At 64.6% G+C, this 18,971-nt stretch carries 17 protein-coding genes; 9 read left to right on the forward strand and 8 right to left on the reverse strand.

From position 1 onward, the window contains the following. Positions 1-3,357: an efflux RND transporter permease subunit gene (locus HOY44_RS06490; protein WP_287433765.1), complete on the forward strand. Its 3,357-nt coding sequence runs from the start codon at positions 1-3 to the stop codon at positions 3,355-3,357. On the opposite strand, the gene HOY44_RS06495 is transcribed toward HOY44_RS06490, so the two are convergent. After that, complete coding sequence (locus tag HOY44_RS06495) at positions 3,349-4,149, reverse strand: protein-disulfide reductase DsbD domain-containing protein (RefSeq protein ID WP_287433767.1); 801 nt, start codon at positions 4,147-4,149, stop codon at positions 3,349-3,351. The two genes, HOY44_RS06490 and HOY44_RS06495, sit on opposite strands and share 9 nt — an antisense overlap. A gap of 116 nt (positions 4,150-4,265) precedes the next feature. Here HOY44_RS06495 and HOY44_RS06500 point away from each other — a divergent pair, with 116 nt between their 5' ends. From HOY44_RS06500 to HOY44_RS06520, 5 genes are all read left to right on the forward strand, one after another. Further along, a complete protein-coding gene (locus tag HOY44_RS06500) occupies positions 4,266-4,841 on the forward strand; it encodes a YqgE/AlgH family protein (protein ID WP_008333950.1) in 576 nt (191 codons plus the stop codon). Positions 4,842-4,914: 73 nt separating this feature from the next. Then, positions 4,915-5,745, forward strand: a complete 831-nt coding sequence (gene fghA / locus HOY44_RS06505; protein WP_287433769.1) for an S-formylglutathione hydrolase — start codon at positions 4,915-4,917, stop codon at positions 5,743-5,745. Beyond that, positions 5,742-6,185, forward strand: coding sequence for a YaiI/YqxD family protein (locus HOY44_RS06510; protein ID WP_008333947.1), 444 nt, complete (start codon positions 5,742-5,744; stop codon positions 6,183-6,185). Before fghA ends, HOY44_RS06510 begins: the two co-directional genes overlap by 4 nt. Before the next feature lie 213 nt (positions 6,186-6,398). Continuing rightward, a complete protein-coding gene (locus tag HOY44_RS06515) occupies positions 6,399-6,764 on the forward strand; it encodes an ArsR/SmtB family transcription factor (protein ID WP_287433774.1) in 366 nt (121 codons plus the stop codon). Further along, complete coding sequence (locus tag HOY44_RS06520) at positions 6,761-7,795, forward strand: permease (protein WP_287433776.1); 1,035 nt, start codon at positions 6,761-6,763, stop codon at positions 7,793-7,795. The genes HOY44_RS06515 and HOY44_RS06520 overlap by 4 nt, the downstream gene beginning before the upstream one ends. Here the strand turns inward: HOY44_RS06520 and HOY44_RS06525 are convergent. Beyond that, complete coding sequence (locus HOY44_RS06525; RefSeq protein WP_287433777.1) at positions 7,792-8,223, reverse strand: VOC family protein; 432 nt, start codon at positions 8,221-8,223, stop codon at positions 7,792-7,794. The two genes, HOY44_RS06520 and HOY44_RS06525, sit on opposite strands and share 4 nt — an antisense overlap. A gap of 51 nt (positions 8,224-8,274) precedes the next feature. Between HOY44_RS06525 and HOY44_RS06530 the strand changes: the two genes are divergently transcribed. The 3 genes from HOY44_RS06530 (at position 8,275) to HOY44_RS06540 (ending at position 11,034) form a co-directional block, all read left to right on the forward strand. Beyond that, a complete protein-coding gene (locus HOY44_RS06530) occupies positions 8,275-8,862 on the forward strand; it encodes a TetR/AcrR family transcriptional regulator (RefSeq protein ID WP_287433780.1) in 588 nt (195 codons plus the stop codon). A gap of 92 nt (positions 8,863-8,954) precedes the next feature. Continuing rightward, a complete protein-coding gene (sseA, locus tag HOY44_RS06535) occupies positions 8,955-9,812 on the forward strand; it encodes a 3-mercaptopyruvate sulfurtransferase (RefSeq protein WP_040885129.1) in 858 nt (285 codons plus the stop codon). 37 nt (positions 9,813-9,849) lie between these two features. Continuing rightward, on the forward strand, positions 9,850-11,034 hold the full coding sequence (locus HOY44_RS06540) for an amino acid aminotransferase (RefSeq protein WP_008333928.1): 1,185 nt from the start codon (positions 9,850-9,852) through the stop codon (positions 11,032-11,034). Positions 11,035-11,481: 447 nt separating this feature from the next. Here the strand turns inward: HOY44_RS06540 and lpdA are convergent, their stop codons facing one another. The 6 genes from lpdA to HOY44_RS06570 all read right to left on the reverse strand — a co-directional run bounded on the left by lpdA (position 11,482) and on the right by HOY44_RS06570 (position 18,971). Beyond that, a complete protein-coding gene (lpdA, locus tag HOY44_RS06545; protein WP_287433782.1) occupies positions 11,482-12,867 on the reverse strand; it encodes a dihydrolipoyl dehydrogenase in 1,386 nt (461 codons plus the stop codon). 84 nt (positions 12,868-12,951) lie between these two features. After that, a complete protein-coding gene (locus tag HOY44_RS06550; RefSeq protein WP_008333925.1) occupies positions 12,952-13,362 on the reverse strand; it encodes an MAPEG family protein in 411 nt (136 codons plus the stop codon). Positions 13,363-13,369: 7 nt separating this feature from the next. Beyond that, on the reverse strand, positions 13,370-13,867 hold the full coding sequence (locus tag HOY44_RS06555; RefSeq protein ID WP_040885127.1) for a hypothetical protein: 498 nt from the start codon (positions 13,865-13,867) through the stop codon (positions 13,370-13,372). A gap of 116 nt (positions 13,868-13,983) precedes the next feature. Beyond that, on the reverse strand, positions 13,984-14,376 hold the full coding sequence (locus tag HOY44_RS06560; RefSeq protein WP_008333921.1) for an MAPEG family protein: 393 nt from the start codon (positions 14,374-14,376) through the stop codon (positions 13,984-13,986). Positions 14,377-14,467: 91 nt separating this feature from the next. After that, the gene (odhB, locus tag HOY44_RS06565; RefSeq protein ID WP_287433785.1) at positions 14,468-15,991 is read right to left on the reverse strand and encodes a 2-oxoglutarate dehydrogenase complex dihydrolipoyllysine-residue succinyltransferase; all 1,524 of its coding nucleotides are present in this window, start codon (positions 15,989-15,991) and stop codon (positions 14,468-14,470) included. Between the two features lie 4 nt (positions 15,992-15,995). Further along, the gene (locus tag HOY44_RS06570) at positions 15,996-18,971 is read right to left on the reverse strand and encodes a 2-oxoglutarate dehydrogenase E1 component (RefSeq protein ID WP_138421856.1); all 2,976 of its coding nucleotides are present in this window, start codon (positions 18,969-18,971) and stop codon (positions 15,996-15,998) included.

The raw sequence follows: 18,971 nt of genomic DNA on the forward strand, positions 1-18,971 counted from the left end.
ATGGCGGGTCGCGTCAACGCCGGGGGCATCCTGTCCTACTTCACCCGCCACGCCACGGTGGCGAACCTGCTCTTCGTGCTGCTCATGGTTGCGGGCCTTGCCGCGATGCCCAACATGCGCGCGCAGTTCTTTCCCGACGTCGTCGTCGACGACATCCGCGTGACGGTGACGTGGAGCGGTGCCGGCGCCGAAGACGTGGACGCGGGCATCATTCAGGTGCTCGAACCCACGCTTCTGGCCATCGACGGCGTGGACGAAAGCTCGTCACGTGCCCGCGAAGGGTCCGCCTATATCCGGCTGGAGTTCGAACCCGGCTGGAACATGGCGCAGGCACTGGACGACGTTCAGGCCGCCGTCGACAGCGTCTCGAACCTGCCCGACGCCGCCGAAGACCCGAACGTCTCGGGCGGCGGCTGGCGCGACCGGGTGACGGATGTGGTCATCACCGGACCCGTGGGCATCGACCAGCTTGCCCGGTTCTCGGACGAAATGGTCGCACGGTTGTTTCAAGAGGGTGTGACGCGCACCACCATTCAGGGCGTCGTCGCCCCGCAGACGGTGGTCGAGGTCAAGACCGCCGATCTTGTCCGCTACGACGTGACCATGGCGCAGATCGCCCAGGCCATCGCGGGCGAGGCCGAGGCGAGCCCGGCGGGCAACGTGGCGTCGGGCGCGGCACGCATCCGGGCAGGCGTCGAAAAGCGTTCGGCGGACGAGATCGAGGCCATCGTGCTGCGCTCGGAACTGGACGGCGCGACGCTGACCGTCGGCGACGTGGCCACGGTTCGGGTGGAGGGCGTGGACCGCGCCCGCACCTTTTTCGTGGGCGACAACCCCGCCGTGACCGTGCGGGTCGACCGCAACGCTGCGGGCGACGCCATCGGCATCCAGCGCACGGTCGAACAGGTCGCAGAACGGATGATGACGACGCTGCCGCAGGGCGTGTCCATCGACCTTGTGCGCACACGGGCCGAGCTTATCACCGGACGCCTCAATATCCTGATGGAAAACGGGGCGATGGGCCTCGTCCTCGTTCTCATCACGCTGTTTCTGTTCCTGAACGCGCGCACGGCGCTTTGGGTCGCGGCGGGTATTCCGGTGTCCATGCTGGCTGCGGTCGCGATCATGTATATGTTCGGGCTGACCATCAACATGATCTCGCTCTTCGCGCTCATCATCACGCTGGGGATCGTCGTGGACGACGCCATCGTGGTGGGCGAGCACGCCGATTTCCGGGCGCGACGGCGGGGCGAGGCCCCGGTCGAAGCCGCCGAGAACGCGGCGCGGCGCATGTTCTCGCCCGTGTTTTCGTCGACCCTGACGACGATCATCGCCTTTTTCGGGCTGACCATGATCGAGGGCCGGTTCGGTGAATTCATCGCGGACGTGCCCTTCACCGTGATCGCGGTCCTCACCGCCTCGCTCGTCGAATGCTTCCTGATCCTGCCCAACCATATGTCGCACGCACTCGCCCATGCGGCGAAGGAACACTGGTATGACTGGCCGTCCCGTCAGGTGAACAAGGGGTTCCGCTGGTTCCGCGAGACGCTGTTCCGTCCGCTCATGACATGGGTCGTCACCGCGCGATACGCGGTCTTTGCGGGGGGCGTTCTGCTGCTTGCCACGCAGGCCGGGCTGTTCATCCGGGGCGACGTGCCGTTCCGCTTTTTCAACGCCCCCGAGCAGGGCACCGTGACCGGCAGCTTCGCGATGGTGAACGGCGCATCGCGCGAGGATACGCTCAGGTTCTTGCGCCAGCTTCAGGCCTCGGTCGACGCGACCGGACAACGGCTTGAAGAGGAGCACGGGCGCAATCCGATCACCTATGTCCTCGCCGAAATCGGCGGCTCGTCGGGCCGTGGCCTTGCCAGCGCCGAGGACAAGGACGAAGACCTTCTGGGCGCGATCACCATCGAACTGATCGACGCCGATCTTCGCCCCTATTCCTCGTTCGAATTCGTCTCGATCGTGCAGGACGCGGTGCCGCAGCACCCGCTGCTCGAAGAATTCTCGTTCCGCGGCGGCCGGTTCGGGCCGGGCGGGGATGCCATCGATATTCAACTCATGGGGGCCGACAACGAGCTTCTGAAAGCCGCTGCCGAAGCACTCAAGACCGCGCTTGGCGATTTCCCGGAAATATCGGCACTGGAAGACAGCCTCGCCTACGACAAGGAAGAACTGGTTCTGGAACTGACCCCGCAGGGGCAGGCTTTGGGCTTCGCCATCGACGATGTCGGGCAAGTGCTGCGCAATCGCCTGTCTGGGATCGAGGCTGCGACCTATCCCGACGGAATGCGCTCCGCCGCGATCCGGGTCGAACTGCCGGAGGAAGAGCTTTCCCTCGCCTTCCTCGAAAAGTCGCAGCTTCGCACCGATGCGGGGAACTACGTGAACCTCTCGGACATCGTGCGCGTCACCTCCCGCACCGGGTTCGCAAGCGTCAACCGCGAGAACGGCCTGCGCGTGGTCGAGGTGACGGGGGACATGGACGAAGGCGACGCCGACCGGGCCGCCGAAATTCAGCTTGCGATGGAGCAGACCATCCTGCCCACCATCGCCGAGGACTACGGCGTCGAATACCGCCTGTCCGGCCTGAGCGAGCAGGAGGATCAGTTCCTCTCCGACGCCATGGTCGGCCTCGTCCTGTGCCTTGTCGGCATCTACATCGTTTTGGCGTGGATCTTTTCAAGCTGGACACGTCCGCTCGTCGTCATGGCGATCATCCCCTTCGGCCTGATCGGCGCGATATATGGCCACCATGCCTGGAACATTCCGCTGTCGATGTTCTCGGTCGTGGGGCTGATCGGCATGGTCGGGATCATCATCAACGATTCCATCGTGCTGGTGTCGACCGTCGATGAATACGCTGCCGAACGCGGCATTCGCCCGGCTATAGTCGACGCGGTGGCCGACCGTTTGCGCCCGGTGTTCCTGACGACCGCGACCACGGTGCTGGGCCTGCTGCCGCTCTTGTTCGAAAGCTCGCAACAGGCGCAGTTCCTGAAACCCACGGTCGTCACGCTCGTCTATGGGCTGGGCTTCGGCTTCTTCCTCGTCCTGCTCGTCGTGCCCGCGATCCTCGCCATGCAAGAAGACGTCCGGCGGCAGATGAACGCGCTGCGCCACGGTCTTGCCATCGGGCACCGTGCGCCTTGGGTCATGCGGATCATGGCGGTGTCGGCCAGTCTTATCGCTGCGCTGTTCGTGGCGACGATGGGATGGGTGCTGATCACCGGAACGATGCCCGGCGGGACCGGGACGATCGGCGCGGCGACGGGTCTTTTCGTTCTGGGGGCCGCGCTGGTCGCGGTCGGGGCCTATGTAACGGCCCTTATCGTCAGGCCGAAGTCACTCTGACAGATCGCAGCCGGGAATATCCACGGCGCGACCCGCCCCGATGACCGTCAGTCGCACCTCGTCGCCCTCGATGTCGAAGGGTCGTGCGTTCGGCGGCACGAAATCCGCATGCGCCATGAGCGCACCTTCGGCTTCGCGCGTGGCCACGGCTTCCGACACCCAGATCGCCGGGTTCGCGGCCTCCATGACCACCAGTTCATCGCCACCCAGCGACGGCATGTCGATCTGAGCGGTCAGGCGCACACCGTCGGAAAGCTCCTCGCGCGTGCAACTGGCGGCGGACACCCCCGCTTCGGCGGCCGTGTCCGGCCGGGCCGCCAACGCGCGTTCGATCACGGGATCGGGCGCGGTCAGGTCGGCTGGCAGGACCGAATCGAAGCCGGTCTCGAGCGGCACGCAGATTTCCTCGCAGATGCCGACCAGCACGTCGGCGTCGATATGAATGGCTTCGCCGCCGCGCGCGGGAACGAGTTCGACCGGCAGCACGAGTTCGTCCTCGTATCCGATCGTCGTCATCCCGTCGCGTCGGATCACTTCCGGCACCGGCCAATGAAACGTGACTCCGGCCACGTTCGACGACTGCGACCAGTCGATTTCAGGCGGGATGCCGCCCTCGCCCGGTGCGCGCCAGTAGGTCTTCCACCCATCCGACAGATCGACGCGGATCGCAGCCATGTGATGACCGTTCTCCATGCGCCAGCCGGGCAGGAGCGTGACGTTCGCAGGCGCAGGCTCGGCCGACACAGGCGTGGCCAGCATCGCCAAAGCGAGCAAAAGGGGGGCAGTTCGCAACTTCATGCATCCGATATAGCCAGCATCGCGTGAAGCAAAAGTCACATTCCTGCCAGTCCCCCGCGATCCGAGCGAAGCCCTTGCAAACCTGTGGCCCGCATGCCCATCTTTGAGACATGAAGACGCCTGTGAATTTCAGCGACCTGACGGGCAAGCTGCTCGTCGCGATGCCCGGCATGGGCGATCCCCGGTTCGAATCGAGCGTGGTGTTCCTGTGCGCCTATTCGGACGAAGGCGCGATGGGCCTGATCGTGAACAAGACGGTTCCCGATATCGTGCTCGACGACGTGCTCGACCAACTGGAGATCGGGCGCGGTGCCGGAAGCGCCGGCATCCACGTTCATTTCGGCGGCCCGGTCGAGGGCGGGCGCGGCTTCGTCCTCCATTCCGGCGACTACGAGGGCAGCGCAGGCACGCTCGCGGTCGACGGCGGTTTCGGCATGACGGCGACCAAGGATATCCTTGTCGACATCGCGAACGGTGACGGGCCGGACAAGGCGCTGACCGCGCTCGGCTATGCCGGGTGGGGACCGGGCCAGCTCGAGGGCGAGTTGCAGGAAAACGCCTGGCTGATGGTGGATGCCGATGCGGCCATCGTGTTCGACAGCGACAACGAGTCCAAATGGTCGCGCGCGCTGCGCAAGCTGGGGATCGACCCTTCGGTCCTGTCGTCCGGCGGCGGGCGCGCCTGAAACATCACCAACCGCTTGCCCTTCCACGCCCCTCATGTTCAGGTCGGCGCAGTGAACGAAGGAGGGGTCAACCGTGCATATACAGTCTGAAAACGCCTGCTTCGGCGGGGTTCAGGGGGTCTATACCCACGCCTCGAACGCGACGCGCACGGACATGACCTTTGGGCTGTTCCTGCCCGAGGAAGCCCGCGAAGGGCCGGTGCCGCTCTTGTGGTATTTGTCCGGCCTGACCTGCACGCATGAGAACGCGATGACAAAGGCCGGTGCCCAAAGCTGGGCGGCCGAACATGGGATCGCGCTCGTCTTTCCCGACACGTCGCCGCGCGGACCGGGTGTGGCCGACGACGAAGCCTATGACCTTGGGCAAGGCGCGGGCTTTTACGTCAACGCCACCGAACCGCCGTGGTCGCAGCATTTCCGCATGTGGGACTACATCACCGAGGATCTGCCGGAGCTGTTGTTCAACCACTTCGCCCTCGACCCCGAACGCCAGTCGATCACCGGGCATTCGATGGGCGGCCATGGCGCGCTTACTATCGGGATGACCCTGCCGGAACGGTTCTGCTCGATTTCGGCCTTCGCACCGATCTGCCACCCGACCGCCTCGGACTGGGGGCAGAAACAACTCACCGCTTATCTCGGCGACGATCAGGACGCGTGGGAAGCGCATGACGCCGTGTTCCTGATGCGCGAACGCGGGTTCGACGGGCCGATGCTGGTCGACACCGGCACCAAGGATCAGTTCATCGATCTACTCATGCCGGAGACGCTTATGCAGGAGGTCGGGCAGAAGCGCCAGCAGGCGATCATGCGGCTGCAACCGGGCTACGACCATTCGTATTTCTTCGTGCAGAGCTTCATGGAAGAGCATGTCGCCTTCCACGCCGAGGCGCTTTACGGGTGATCTACGTCGATGCCGACGCCTGCCCGGTCAAGGCCGAGGCGGAAGCTGTGGCCACACGCCACAAAGTCCGGCTGGCGCTGGTATGTAACGGCGGTCTTCGCCCGTCGTCCAACCCTCTGATCGAGGTGATCTACGTGCCCGACGGACCGGACGAAGCGGACAAGTGGATCGCAGACCGCGCCGGGCCCGGCGATGTGGTGGTGACGGGGGACATCCCGCTCGCCTCGAAATGCGTCGAAGCAGGCGCACAGGTGGTCAAGCATGACGGCGAGGCGCTGACGGTCGCGAACATCGGACAGGTGCTTGCCACGCGTGATCTCATGGCGGACCTCCGGGCTGCGGACCCGTTCCGGCAGGGTGGTGGCAAGGCGTTTTCCAAAGCGGATCGGTCGCGTTTTCGCGATGGGCTGGAGCGGGCGCTCAGACGCGCTGCTGGTTGAGCGAGTTAAGAACTTCGTTAACGCTGGAGGCGTGAGCTGCCTGTAACTCGCTGAAATCTATGCATTTCAGGATACTAGAATCCTAGTATCCTAGGATTCTGGTGCATACCAAGACCACCGCCTTCACCCCACCAAGCACGCCAAATCCGCACCAGACTGGACAGACGGACCGAATCAACTATAAATCTAGTTTATTAGTTGAAAGGTATCGTCATGACCCCCGAAGCGGCCTCCGCCGGTTTCTCTGCCATTGGATCGGAATCCCGCCTGTCGGTTCTGAAATCCCTCGTGCGCGCCGGTGAAAGCGGGCTCAACATGGCCCGCATCCAGGAGCGGACCGGAATCGCACCCTCGACCCTCGCCCATCACCTCAAGTTCCTCGTCGCGGGCGGCCTCGTCCTTCAGGAACGGCAGGGGCGCGAGACGATCAGCCGGGCGAGCTTCGACCAATTGCGTGCGCTAGCGGCCTACATCGTCGAGGAATGCTGCGCCGACGAATCCAGCGATACCTGCGGATCGGACTGCGCCAAAGACGGCTGCGACGGCACATGCGGCTGCACCGGGGGAGAAGCGGCATGACCGACAGCACAGCACCGCGCGCGCCATCTGTCGGCGAGATTGCGAAGCGCCTCAAATCCCCGTGGACGGCGTCGGCCCTCGCCTTAGTCACGGTCGCCGTTCTCGACCCAACCCGTCTTTCGACAATCGGCACCGATGCCGCCCGCGCCTTCGCAGGCACCTTGCCCTTCATTCTCATGGCGGTCGCTCTGGTCGCCTATCTCAAGGCTTCCGGTGCCGAAACCCTGATCGGGCGCGCCTTCGAGGGGCGCGAGGCATCTGCCATCGTCCTCGCCGCCCTCTTCGGCGGCCTCGCCCCGTTCTGCTCCTGCGAGGTCATTCCCTTCGTCGCGGGCCTCATCGCGCTCGGGGCACCCATCGCCGCGATCATGGCCTTCTGGCTCGCATCGCCCCTGATCGACCCGGGCTCGCTCCTCATCACCGCGGCGGTACTCGACTGGCCCTTCGCCATCGGCAAAGCCACCGCCGCCGTCGGCCTCGGCCTATTCGGAGGCTTCGCGACCATGGCGCTCTCACGCGCGGGTCTGCTGGCGAACGTCGCCAAACCCCGCCCGAAACAGGGATGCGGCTGCGGCGCGAACCCGGCCACCGGGCGCCCGCACTGGCGCATCTGGACCGAGCCCGCGCGCCGCGAGGCTTTCCGCCACGAAGGATGGGAAAACCTCGTGTTCCTCACCAAATGGCTGGTGCTGGCTTATATCCTGGAGGCCCTGCTCATCACCTACATGCCCGCCGAGATGATCGCCTCGGTCGTGGGCGGCACGGGCGCTGGCCCCATCGCGCTCTCGGCGCTGGTCGGTATGCCCGCCTATCTCAACAGCTACGTGGCGCCCGCCCTGCTCGCCGGTCTCATGGAACAGGGGATGAGCGCCGGGGCCGCCATGTCCTTCATGGTCGCGGGCGCGGTCAGTTCGATCCCGGCGATGGCTGCGGTCTGGGCGCTGGTGAAGCCGCGTGTCTTCGCGCTTTACCTCGGCCTCGGCGTCTTGGGCGCGATCCTTGCGGGGCTCGTCTTTCAGGCGGTGGTCTAGCCGACCTCCGCCTCCCACCGCTTCTGCATTTCTTCCCCGGTCAGCACTTCCTTGACCGTGGCCAGCATCCAGCGGTGCCCGAACGGGTCCTGCACCGTCGCCGTGCGTTCCCCGAAACTCTGATCGGCTGGCGCGCGCAGCACCATCGCGCCGGCCTGTTCGGCCTGTGCGACGACCGCATCCACATCCTCGACCTGAAGGTAAAGCGTGACCGCCGTGCCACCGATACTGTCGGGCGAGAGCGCGCCGAAATCCGGCCATTCATCAGCGAGCATCAGCCGCGCGCCACCGATCTCCAGCTCAGCATGGCCCAGCTTGCCGGAGCCCGGCTCGGTCATCCGGAAATCCTCGACCGCACCAAAGGCAGCAACGTAGAAATCGATGGCCGCCGGCGCGTCCCGGCAGACGATATAGGGAATGAGTTTCATGGCCGTCCATCCTTGCCCGACTCGCATATTTACGTTACGTATCGTAATGAAATGAGTCAAGACACCCCCAAACCTCGCGGTCGCCCACCCTCCAAGGCCGCCCGTGACAAGGCGCTCGCCGCCGCGCGCGAGATCCTGTTCGATCAGGGCTTCGGCCGTTTGTCAGTCGAGGCGGTCGCGGCCCGCTCCGGTGTTGGCAAGCCGACGATCTATCGCCACTGGGCCAACGCTTCCGAGCTTGCGATGGCCGCGCTCATGGCGGGTTTTCCTGAAAGCAAGTCTCAGGGCGCGACACTGGAACACGCCCTCTCTCGCCAGCTCACCGACCTCGTGCGCGCCTTCGCGACGACCCGTGGCCGCCAGATCGCAATGGCGCTCGCCACCGCCGATCCGGACAGCGAACTCACCCGTGCCTTCCGCAACCGCGTGATCCTGTCCTCGCGCGAGGCGGGGCGCAGCCTGATCGCCACCGCCGCCGACAGGGGCGAGATCCCCCCGCCCGCCGGGATCGAAGTCACGCTCGACATGATTTACGGCCCCGTCCTCTACCGCCTGCTCGCAGGTCACCAGCCGCTCGACGACGCCTTCGCCGCCGCACTGGTCGACGGCGCATTGAAGCTGCTCACCCCCGCGAAATAACGCCGTTTCGCCACGTCGCCCCCCGCCGTCCCCCTTGCCAGTCCGCCCCCCCGGCGCTAGGCAAGACCGGACCCGTGAACGAGGGGAGCACGATGGCCAAGGACGATCCGAAAACGCTGGTCTCGACCGACTGGCTCGCCCAGCACCTGAACGATCCCGATCTCAGGATCATCGACGCGTCGTGGCACATGCCCGATGCCGGGCGCGACGGTCAGGCGGAATATGACGAAGCGCACATTCCGGGGGCGCGGTTTTTCGACATCGACGAGATTTCCGATGCCCGCTCCGACCTGCCCCACATGGCCCCGCCGGTCGAAAAATTCATGTCGCGAATGCGCGCCAAGGGGATCGGCGACGGTCATCAGGTCGTGGTCTATGATTCCAACGGCATTTTTTCCGCCCCGCGTGTCTGGTGGACCTTTCGCCTGATGGGCAAGACCGATGTCGCCGTGCTGGACGGTGGCCTGCCGAAATGGCTGGCCGAAGGCCGCCCGACCGAAGACATGCCGCCGGTCATCCGCGACCGCCACATGACCGTGTCCCGTCAGGCCGACATGGTGAAGGACGTGACGCAGGTGGCGGCTGCCGCCAAACTTGGTGACTGGCAGATCGTCGATGCCCGCTCCGCCGCCCGGTTCAAAGGCGAAGCGCCCGAGCCGCGTGAAGGCCTCCGCTCGGGCCATATCCCCAATTCGCGCAACGTGCCCTTCACCGACCTGTTGGACGCGGACGGAACGATGAAGGATGAGGACGGCCTGAAAGCCGTGTTCGAGGCGGCAGGCGTGGACCTCGCCAAACCTGTCATTTCGTCCTGCGGCTCCGGCGTGACCGCGGCGATCATCGACCTCGCGCTCGCCCGCCTCGGCCACCCGCGCCACGCGATCTATGACGGGTCGTGGGCCGAATGGGGCATGTACAACGACCTCAAGATCGCCACCGGCGACGCCTGAATGCGAACGGCCCCTTCGGGCTGACAAGGAGAGAGAGATGTTCGAACATCTGAACGCACAAGCTCAAGACAAGATCATGGCGCTCATGGTCGAGTACCGCGAAGACCCGCGCGACACCAAGGTCGATCTCGGCGTCGGAGTCTACAAGGACCCCACCGGAAACACCCCGGTGATGCGCGCGGTGAAAGCGGCGGAAAAACAGCTGCTCGAAAAAGAGACGACCAAAAGCTACACCGCTCTCGGCGGCGACCCGGCCTTCGTCAAGGCGCTGTCCGGTCTGGTGCTGAACGGCGCGGTCGAAGAGGGCCGCCTCGCCGCGGCCGCCCAGCCCGGCGGCACGGGCGCAATTCACCAGGCGCTGGAACTTGTGAAAATGGCGAACCCCGATGCGACCGTCTGGGTGTCTGACCCGACCTGGCCCAACCACCTGTCGATCATCAAGCATCTCAAGATGAAGATGACGCCGTACCGCTATTTCGACAACGACACGCGCGCTGTTGATTTCTCCGGCATGATGGCTGACCTCGGCAATGTGGCGGCAGGCGACGTGGTGATCCTGCACGGCTGTTGCCACAACCCGACTGGCGCCAATCTGAATATGGAACAGTGGAAGGAAGTCACCGAGCTTCTGGGCGCCAAACAGGCGCTTCCGCTGATCGACATCGCTTATCAAGGCTTCGGTGACGGGCTCGAAGCGGACGCGTTAGGCGTGCGCCACATCACCTCGACCCTGCCCGAAAGCCTGATCGCGGCGAGTTGCTCCAAGAACTTCGGGGTCTATCGCGAACGCACGGGCCTTTTGATGGCGGTGTCGCCCGACGACAAGATGAAAGCCGTCACACAGCAGAACCTGACGCACCTGAACCGTCAGAACTTCTCGTTCCCGCCGGACCACGGCGCGCGTGTGGTGCAGATGATCCTCGACGATCCGGCGCTTCGCACCGAATGGGAGACGGAGCTGGAAGAGGTTCGCAACACCATGCTCGGCCTGCGCACGCAACTCGCCGAGGCGTTGCAGGCGCGCACCGGTTCCGACCGTTTCGGTTTCCTCGCCGAACACCGCGGCATGTTCTCGCGCTTGGGTGCGACCCCCGAACAGGTCGAGACGATGAAGGAAAAGCACGGCATCTACATGGTCGGCGACAGCCGCATGAACATCGCCGGGCTGAACAAGGATACCGTCGACATCCTTGCGGACGCCATCGTCGACGCGGGTGTCTGACAGGGATTGCGCCGGCTTCGCCGTCGCGACGCGCCGCGCCCTTCGGGCGCGGCGTTTGCGTTTCGGACCTCCAAAACCGCACTGACGTCGAAGTCAGAGGGGGCGCTGCCCCCGCGCCGGCCAGCAAGCTGGCCAACGCCCCCCGAGGTTTTTTGAAACAGAGAAGGGGCGGGTTTACCACTCATTAAGGTTAACGCGCTATCTTTGGAATGCGGCACCAGCTGAGGAGCCAGGGCCGTAAACGGAGAAGCCCCCTGCCATATAAGCAGGGGGTGGACCGTTCATCTTCTCTGTTTCCGGAAACCTTCGGGGGGTGAGCCCGCAGGGCGAGGGGGGCAGACAGCCCCCCTACCCGATCGCCATTCCGCGCGATCTGTCGAGGTCTTCGCCAGCCGAGCGCAGCGAGGCGCCGTCGCGACGCGGGCATAGCCCGCGGCGCAATGCTTCTTACATGTGGATCGGTCCGTCGCCACAGGCCAGCGCCGCCTCGCGCACCGCTTCCGAGAAGGTGGGGTGAGCATGGCAGGTCCGGGCGAGGTCTTCGGCGGCCGCGCCGAATTCCATCGCCACGCAGGCCTCGTGGATCAGGTCGCCCGCCGAGGGTCCGATGATATGGACACCGAGGATCCGGTCGGTCGCCTTGTCGGACAGGATCTTCACGAAGCCGTCGCCCTGAAACACCGCTTTGGCGCGCGCATTGCCCATGAACGAGAATTTGCCGACCTTGTAGTCGCGCCCCTCATCCTTCAGCTCCTGCTCGGTTTTCCCGACAGCCGCCACTTCCGGCACCGTGTAGATCACGCTGGGGATCACGTCATAATTCACGTGACCCGCCTGACCGGCGATCGACTCGGCGACCGCCATGCCTTCGTCCTCGGCCTTATGCGCCAGCATCGGGCCGGAGGTCACGTCGCCGATCGCCCAGATGCCGTCGACATTGGTCTTCCAGTGGTCGGTCTTGATGACGCCGCGGTCGGTCATTTCGACCCCCGCTTCGGCTGCGCCCAGCCCATCGGTGAAGGCGCGGCGACCGGTGGCGACGAGCACCACGTCGGCGTCCAGAACCTCTTCGCTGTCGTCTTTCTTCAGCTTGTAGGTCACCTTGGCCTTGGTCTTCATGGCCTCGACGCCCTGGACGGCGGCCCCCAGAACGAACTCCAGCCTCTGCTTCTTCAAGAGCTTCTGGAACTGTTTGGACACCTCCGCGTCCATCGTGGGGGTGATCGTGTCGAGGTATTCCACCACCGTAACCTCGGAGCCGAGCCGTGCGTAGACCGACCCCATCTCAAGCCCGATGACGCCTGCGCCGATCACCACCAGTTTCTTCGGGATCTTGCCGAGCTCCAGCGCGCCGGTGGAGGTCACGACGACCTTCTCATCGATCTCGACACCCGGCAGGCTCGACGCCTCGGACCCGGTCGCGATCACAATGTTCTTGGCTTTGTGGGTCTCGTCCCCGACCGTGACCTCGCCTTTGCCCGAGATTTTGCCCCAGCCCTTGAGCCAGTCGACCTTGTTCTTCTTGAACAGGAATTCGATGCCCTTGGTGTTCTGGCCGACCACGTCGTCCTTGTAGGCAAGCATCTGCTTCCAATCGACCGAGGGCGATTTGCCCTTGAGACCCATGGTGGCGAAGTTGTGCTCGGCCTCGTGCAGCGAATGGGTCGCGTGCAGAAGCGCCTTGGACGGGATGCAGCCGACGTTCAGACAGGTGCCGCCGAGCGTATCGCGCCCTTCGACACAGGCGGTCTTGAGGCCCAGTTGGGCGCACCGGATCGCACAGACATAGCCCCCCGGCCCGCTGCCGATCACGATCACATCATAGTCTGCCATAGGTCCCTCCTTTGGCCGTTTCTTGCTGTGCACCGCGCGTACACATCATGTGCACATGCCGTACATACGATTGTCATCCCCGCCTCAGAACAGCGCGGCGAGGATCATGAGCGTCGTCGCCAAGAGGCCGACGAAAAAGATGAACGACCGCCACGGCACCCAGCCGAAGGCATAGGCCGGGATGTAGAGGACGCGCGCGCCGAGGTAGACCCAGGCGCAGGCCGCCGTGAAGCCGGTGGACTGATCCGACACCGACACCACCACGACCGCGATGGTGAAGAGGATCAGCGCTTCGAAATGGTTGGTGAAGGCGCGCATGAGCCGACCGGTCCGGTCCGAAACCTGCTCGACCAGCGGGGTCTTCAGCCGGGACGTATCGCGGGGCGACGCCGTTTTGCCGACACCGAGCTCGAGGTTCGCCGGAATCGCCATCAGGGCGAACTGCACGACCTGTAGCAGGGCGGCAAGTGCGAGGACGGTGAGTTCCGGTGTCATGCTGGCCTCAGTCGAAGGTGATGGTCACGTCCGGGTAGCCCCAGACATCGGCGGTCTTGTCGCGGGTGACGGTCTGGGCGGCGGCCACGGCTCCGCCCACGAGCACGCCGACCACGCCCGCGTTGGCGCCTGCCGACACCGTTCCGGTGATGTCGCCCAGCGTCTTGTTCTGCGCCTGAAGCGCGCGGGTCTGGGTCCGGCCCTCGAAGCTACACTTGACCGAGGCGGCTGGCGTGCGCGCGCCCATGTTCGGGGCGGTCACGATTGCGGGCGCGGTGAAGGACGACACGAAGCCGTCGCCGCCGAAGGTACAGGGGATGCCTGTCATCTCTTTCGGAATGCGGCTCGCGCCATTCATCACCCGCACGCTGAACGACGACGTGCCGACCTCGTTCAGAGGTTTGAGCGCCGTGTAGGGCACCGGCGCCTGATCGATCTGGGCGGGCACGGTGCAGGCGGCAAGCGCGAGGGGAGCGAGAAGCGGGAGGGCGCGGCGGATATGCATGTTGGGGCCTTTGTTAACACCCCGAAGCGGGGCGCGGCCATATCGCGCGGGAAGGGTCTTGGCGTCAACGGCCCCCCGCCGGGTGTTCACGGATTGGCGATCAGGCGCGGAAAACATCATCCGACCAGCACTCCAATCAGGATGAGGACGATGCCGAGCGTGGCCACCTGCCAGAACGCCGTGCGCACCCAAGGCAGACCCGAGAGATAGGCGGGCAGATAGGCGACCCGCGCCCCAAGATAGAGCGCGACGCCCCACGCGACCCAAGCCCCGCCCCGCGACGTGAGTTCCGCGACAAGCGTGACGGCGAGGAAGGCGGGGGCGGTTTCGAGAAGGTTCCAAAGCGCGCGATGGGCGCGCGCCGCAATGGGGCCGATCTCGGGCGGGTTGTCCCGCGCGCCGACCGTCCATGCGTTGCCCACGCTGCCTTTCAGAAGAAAGCTGTCCGTGCTGACGTAGACGAGGACCAGCAGCGCCAATCCGACCAGTCCCCAAAGCGCGATGGACATTCATTCGGCCTCCGACCAAGCGCCAGCGTGGGTTGCACCCGCCCCACCCGTCCCACAGGGGACCGTAGGGTGGGTGCCAACCCACCCCACCTTACAGATCCATCAGAAGACGGCGCGGATCCTCGAGGGCTTCCTTCACCCGGACGAGGAAGGTCACGGCGCCTTTGCCGTCGACGATGCGGTGGTCGTAGGAGAGCGCCAGGTACATCATCGGGCGGATCTTGATCTCGCCGTTCACGACCATCGGACGATCCTGAATTTTGTGCATGCCGAGGATGCCCGACTGCGGGGGGTTCAGGATCGGCGAAGACATGAGCGAGCCGTAGACGCCACCGTTCGAAATGGTGAACGATCCACCCTGCATCTCGGCCATGGACAGCTTGCCGTCACGGGCGCGTTTGCCGAGCTCGTTGATCTTGGCTTCGATCCCGTGGAACGACATCTGATCGGCGTCGCGCACGACCGGCACGACCAGCCCGGTAGGCGTGCCGACGGCCACGCCCATGTGGACGTAGTTCTTGTAGATGACGTCGGTGCCGTCGATTTCGGCGTTCACCTCGGGCACCTCTTTCAGCGCATGGGCGCAGGCCTTCACGAAGAAGGACATGAAGCCGAGCTTGATGCCGTGCTTCTTGAAGAACAGGTCTTTGTATTCGTTGCGCAGCGCCATGACCTCGGTCATGTCCACCTCGTTGTAGGTGGTGAGCATGGCCGCGGTGTTCTGCGCTTCCTTCAGACGGCGGGCGATGGTCTGGCGCAGGCGTGTCATCTTCACGCGCTCTTCGCGGGCCTCGTCGTCGGCCGAAACGGGCGCGCGCGGGGCACTGGCCGGTGCGGGCGAGGACGCGGCGGACTTGGAGGCCGAAATCGCGGCCTGCACGTCCTCTTTCATCACGCGGCCATCGCGGCCCGTGCCCTTGACGTCATCGGATTTGAGCCCGGCCTCGGCCATCATCTTCTTGGCGGACGGCGCGTCTTCCACGTCCTTGCCGGAGGACGACTTTGCCTCATCGCTCTTCGGCGCTTCGGACTTCGGCGCAGGGGCCGGGGCGTCGCCCGAGGCCGAGATCACGCCGAGTTTGGCACCGGCGGCAACCGTTTCACCCTCGTCCGCGAGGATTTCGGTGATCGTGCCAGCGGAGGGCGCGGGCACTTCGACCGACACCTTGTCGGTTTCAAGCTCACACAGCATCTCGTCCGCCGCGACAGTGTCGCCCACTTTCTTGAACCACGTCGAAACGGTCGCCTCGGACACCGATTCACCCAGCGCGGGGACCATGATGTCGACGCTGTCGCCACCACCCGAAGCGGGGGCTTCGGATTTGGCTTCATCCTTCGGCGCGTCTTTCTTTTCCGACTTGGCGGGCTTGGCCCCCTCGCCTTCCTCGATCGTGGCGAGAAGCGCGTCGACACCCACGGTATCGCCCTCGTTCGCGACGATGTCGCCCAGCGTACCGGCAGCGGGGGCCGGAACTTCGACCGTCACCTTGTCGGTTTCAAGCTCGCATAGCATCTCGTCTGCTTGCACGGCATCGCCGGGTTTCTTGAACCACGTCGCGACGGTGGCTTCGGTCACGCTTTCGCCCAGCGTGGGAACACGGACTTCGGTGCTCATGATCTTATCCTTCGATGGTCAGCGCGTCATTAACGAGCGCGGCTTGCTGTGCTTTGTGCTGGCTGGCCAGACCCGTCGCGGGCGAGGCCGAGGCGGCGCGGCCGGCGTATTTGGGCCGGTAGTTGGTTTCGCGGATGCGCGACAGGACCCATTCGATGTTGGGTTCCATGAACGTCCACGCGCCCTGGTTCTTGGGCTCTTCCTGACACCACACGACGTCGGCATTCGGGAAGCGTTCCATTTCCTTGACGAGCGACAGCGCCGGGAAGGGATAGAACTGTTCGACCCGCAGGATATAGACGTCGTCGATCCCCGCCTCGTCACGGGCTTCGAGCAGGTCGTAATAGACCTTGCCGGAGCACATCACGACGCGGCGCACCTTGTCGTCGGACTTCAGCTCGATATCGGCGTGGCCGGTCCGCTTCTGCGCATCCGCATCGTCCCACAACACGCGGTGGAAGGACGAGCCGGAAATGAAATCGGCGGCTTCGGACACGGCATGTTTGTGCCGCAGAAGCGATTTCGGCGTCATCAGGATCAGCGGCTTGCGGTAGGAGCGGTGAAGCTGACGGCGCAGGATGTGGAAGTAGTTCGCGGGCGTCGTGCAGTTGGCGACGATCCAGTTGTCGGCGCCGCACATTTGCAGGAACCGCTCAAGACGGGCCGAGGAGTGTTCAGGCCCCTGCCCTTCGTAGCCATGCGGCAGCAGGCAGACGAGGCCGGACATACGCAGCCACTTCGACTCGCCCGACGAGATGAACTGGTCGAACATGATCTGCGCGCCGTTGGCGAAGTCGCCGAACTGCGCCTCCCACAGCGTCAGCGCATTCGGCTCGGCCATCGAGTAGCCGTATTCGAACCCGAGCACCGCGTATTCCGAAAGCATCGAGTCGATGACTTCGTAGCGCGCCTGACCCGACTTGATGTTGTTCAACGGGTAATAGCGTTCCTCGGTGTCCTGATTGATGAGACCGGAGTGACGCTGCGAGAACGTGCCGCGCGTGGAATCCTGCCCGGCAAGGCGCACCGGGTAGCCCTCGGTCAAGAGCGAACCGAAGGCCAGCGCCTCGGCCGTGGCCCAGTCGAAGCCTTTGCCGGACTTGAACATCTCGGCCTTGGTGTCGAGCAGACGCCCCACGGTCTTGTGCAGCGTAAAGCCGTCCGGCGCGGTGGTCAGCGCGCGCCCGACCTCCTGGAACGTGTCCTCGGAGATCGCGGTTTCGCCGCGCTGATAATCCTCGCCCTGCTTGTCGAGGTGCGACCAGCGCCCATCCAGCCAGTCGGCCTTGTTCGGCTTGTAATCCTTGCCCGTCTCGAACTCTTCGTTGAGGTGGGCCTGGAACGCGGCCTTCATATCCTCGATCTCGCCCTCGGGGATAAGGCCATCCTTCACCAGACGATCGGTGTAGAGTTGCAGCGTCGTCTTGTGGGTCTTGATCTCTTTATACATGAGGGGGTTGGTGAACATCGGTTCATCCCCCTCGTTGTGGCCGAAACGGCGGTAGCAGAAGATGTCGATCACCACGTCCTTGTGGAACTTCTGCCGGAACTCGGTCGCCACCTTGGCGGCATGAACCACCGCCTCGGGATCGTCCCCGTTCACGTGGAAGATCGGGGCTTCCACCATCAGCGCGATATCCGTCGGATAGGGCGAGGTGCGCGAGAACGAGGGTGCGGTGGTGAAACCGATCTGGTTGTTCACGACGATGTGGATGGTGCCGCCGGTGCGGTGGCCACGGATACCCGACAGCTGGAAACACTCGGCCACCACGCCTTGCCCGGCAAAGGCCGCGTCCCCGTGCAGAAGCACCGGGATCACCTTGTGATGCTCGGGGTCCTTCAGCTGGTCGCCCTTTGCGCGGGCCTTGCCCAGCACGACCGGGTTCACCGCTTCGAGGTGCGAGGGGTTGGCGGTCAGCGACAGGTGGACGGTGTTGCCGTCGAACTCCCGGTCGCTCGATGCGCCGAGGTGGTATTTCACGTCGCCCGACCCGTCCACGTCCTCGGGCTTGAAGCTGCCGCCCTGAAACTCGTTGAAGATCGCGCGGTAAGGCTTGGACATCACGTTGGCCAGCACCGACAGACGACCCCGGTGAGGCATCCCGATGACGACTTCCTCGACACCGAGGTTGCCGCCGCGCTTGATGATCTGCTCCATCGCCGGGATCAAGGCTTCGCCACCGTCCAGACCGAACCGCTTGGTGCCCATGTATTTGACGTGCAGGAATTTCTCGAAACCTTCGGCCTCGACCAGCTTGTTCAGGATCGCGCGGCGTCCTTCGCGGGTGAAGCGGATTTCCTTGCCGTAGCCTTCGATCCGTTCCTTGAGCCAACCGGCTTCTTCCGGGTTCGAGATGTGCATGTATTGCAGCGCGAAGGTGCCGCAGTAGGTGGCGCGCACGATGTCGATGATCTGGCGCATCGAGGCGACTTCGAGCCCGAGCACATTGTCGAGGAAGATCGGGCGATCCATGTCGGCCTCGGTGAAGCCATAGGATTTCGGGTCAAGCTCGGCATGGCCCGAGGTGTCGCGCATCCCCAGCGGGTCAATGTCGGCGGCAAGGTGACCCCTGATCCGGTAGGCCCGGATAATCATCAGCGCGCGGACCGAGTCGAGCACGGCGCGTTTGATCGCATCCTCGGAAATCTCGATTTCGCGGTTCGACGCCTCGTCCGCGATTTTCTTCGCAAGGTCTTTTGGCGCTTTTTCCGGCTCGGCGGGCCATTGACCGTCAAGCGCGTGGGTCAGGTCGTCGCTGGGCTGCGGCGGCCAGTCGGCGCGCATCCACGACGGCCCCTGCGCCTCGCGTTTGACCGACACCTCGTCATCGCCAAGCTCGCGAAAGAACGCCTGCCATGCCTCGTCGACCGCATTCGGGTCGTTGGCGTATTTGGCATAGAGCTGTTCAAGATACTCGGCGTTGTGTCCCTGCATGAACGAAGAGGCATGGAACTGGTCGTTGGGGCTTTGGTCCGTCAT

This window comes from Maritimibacter sp., assembly GCF_016774595.1.
GTDB classification, from domain to species: Bacteria; Pseudomonadota; Alphaproteobacteria; order Rhodobacterales; family Rhodobacteraceae; genus Maritimibacter; species Maritimibacter alkaliphilus.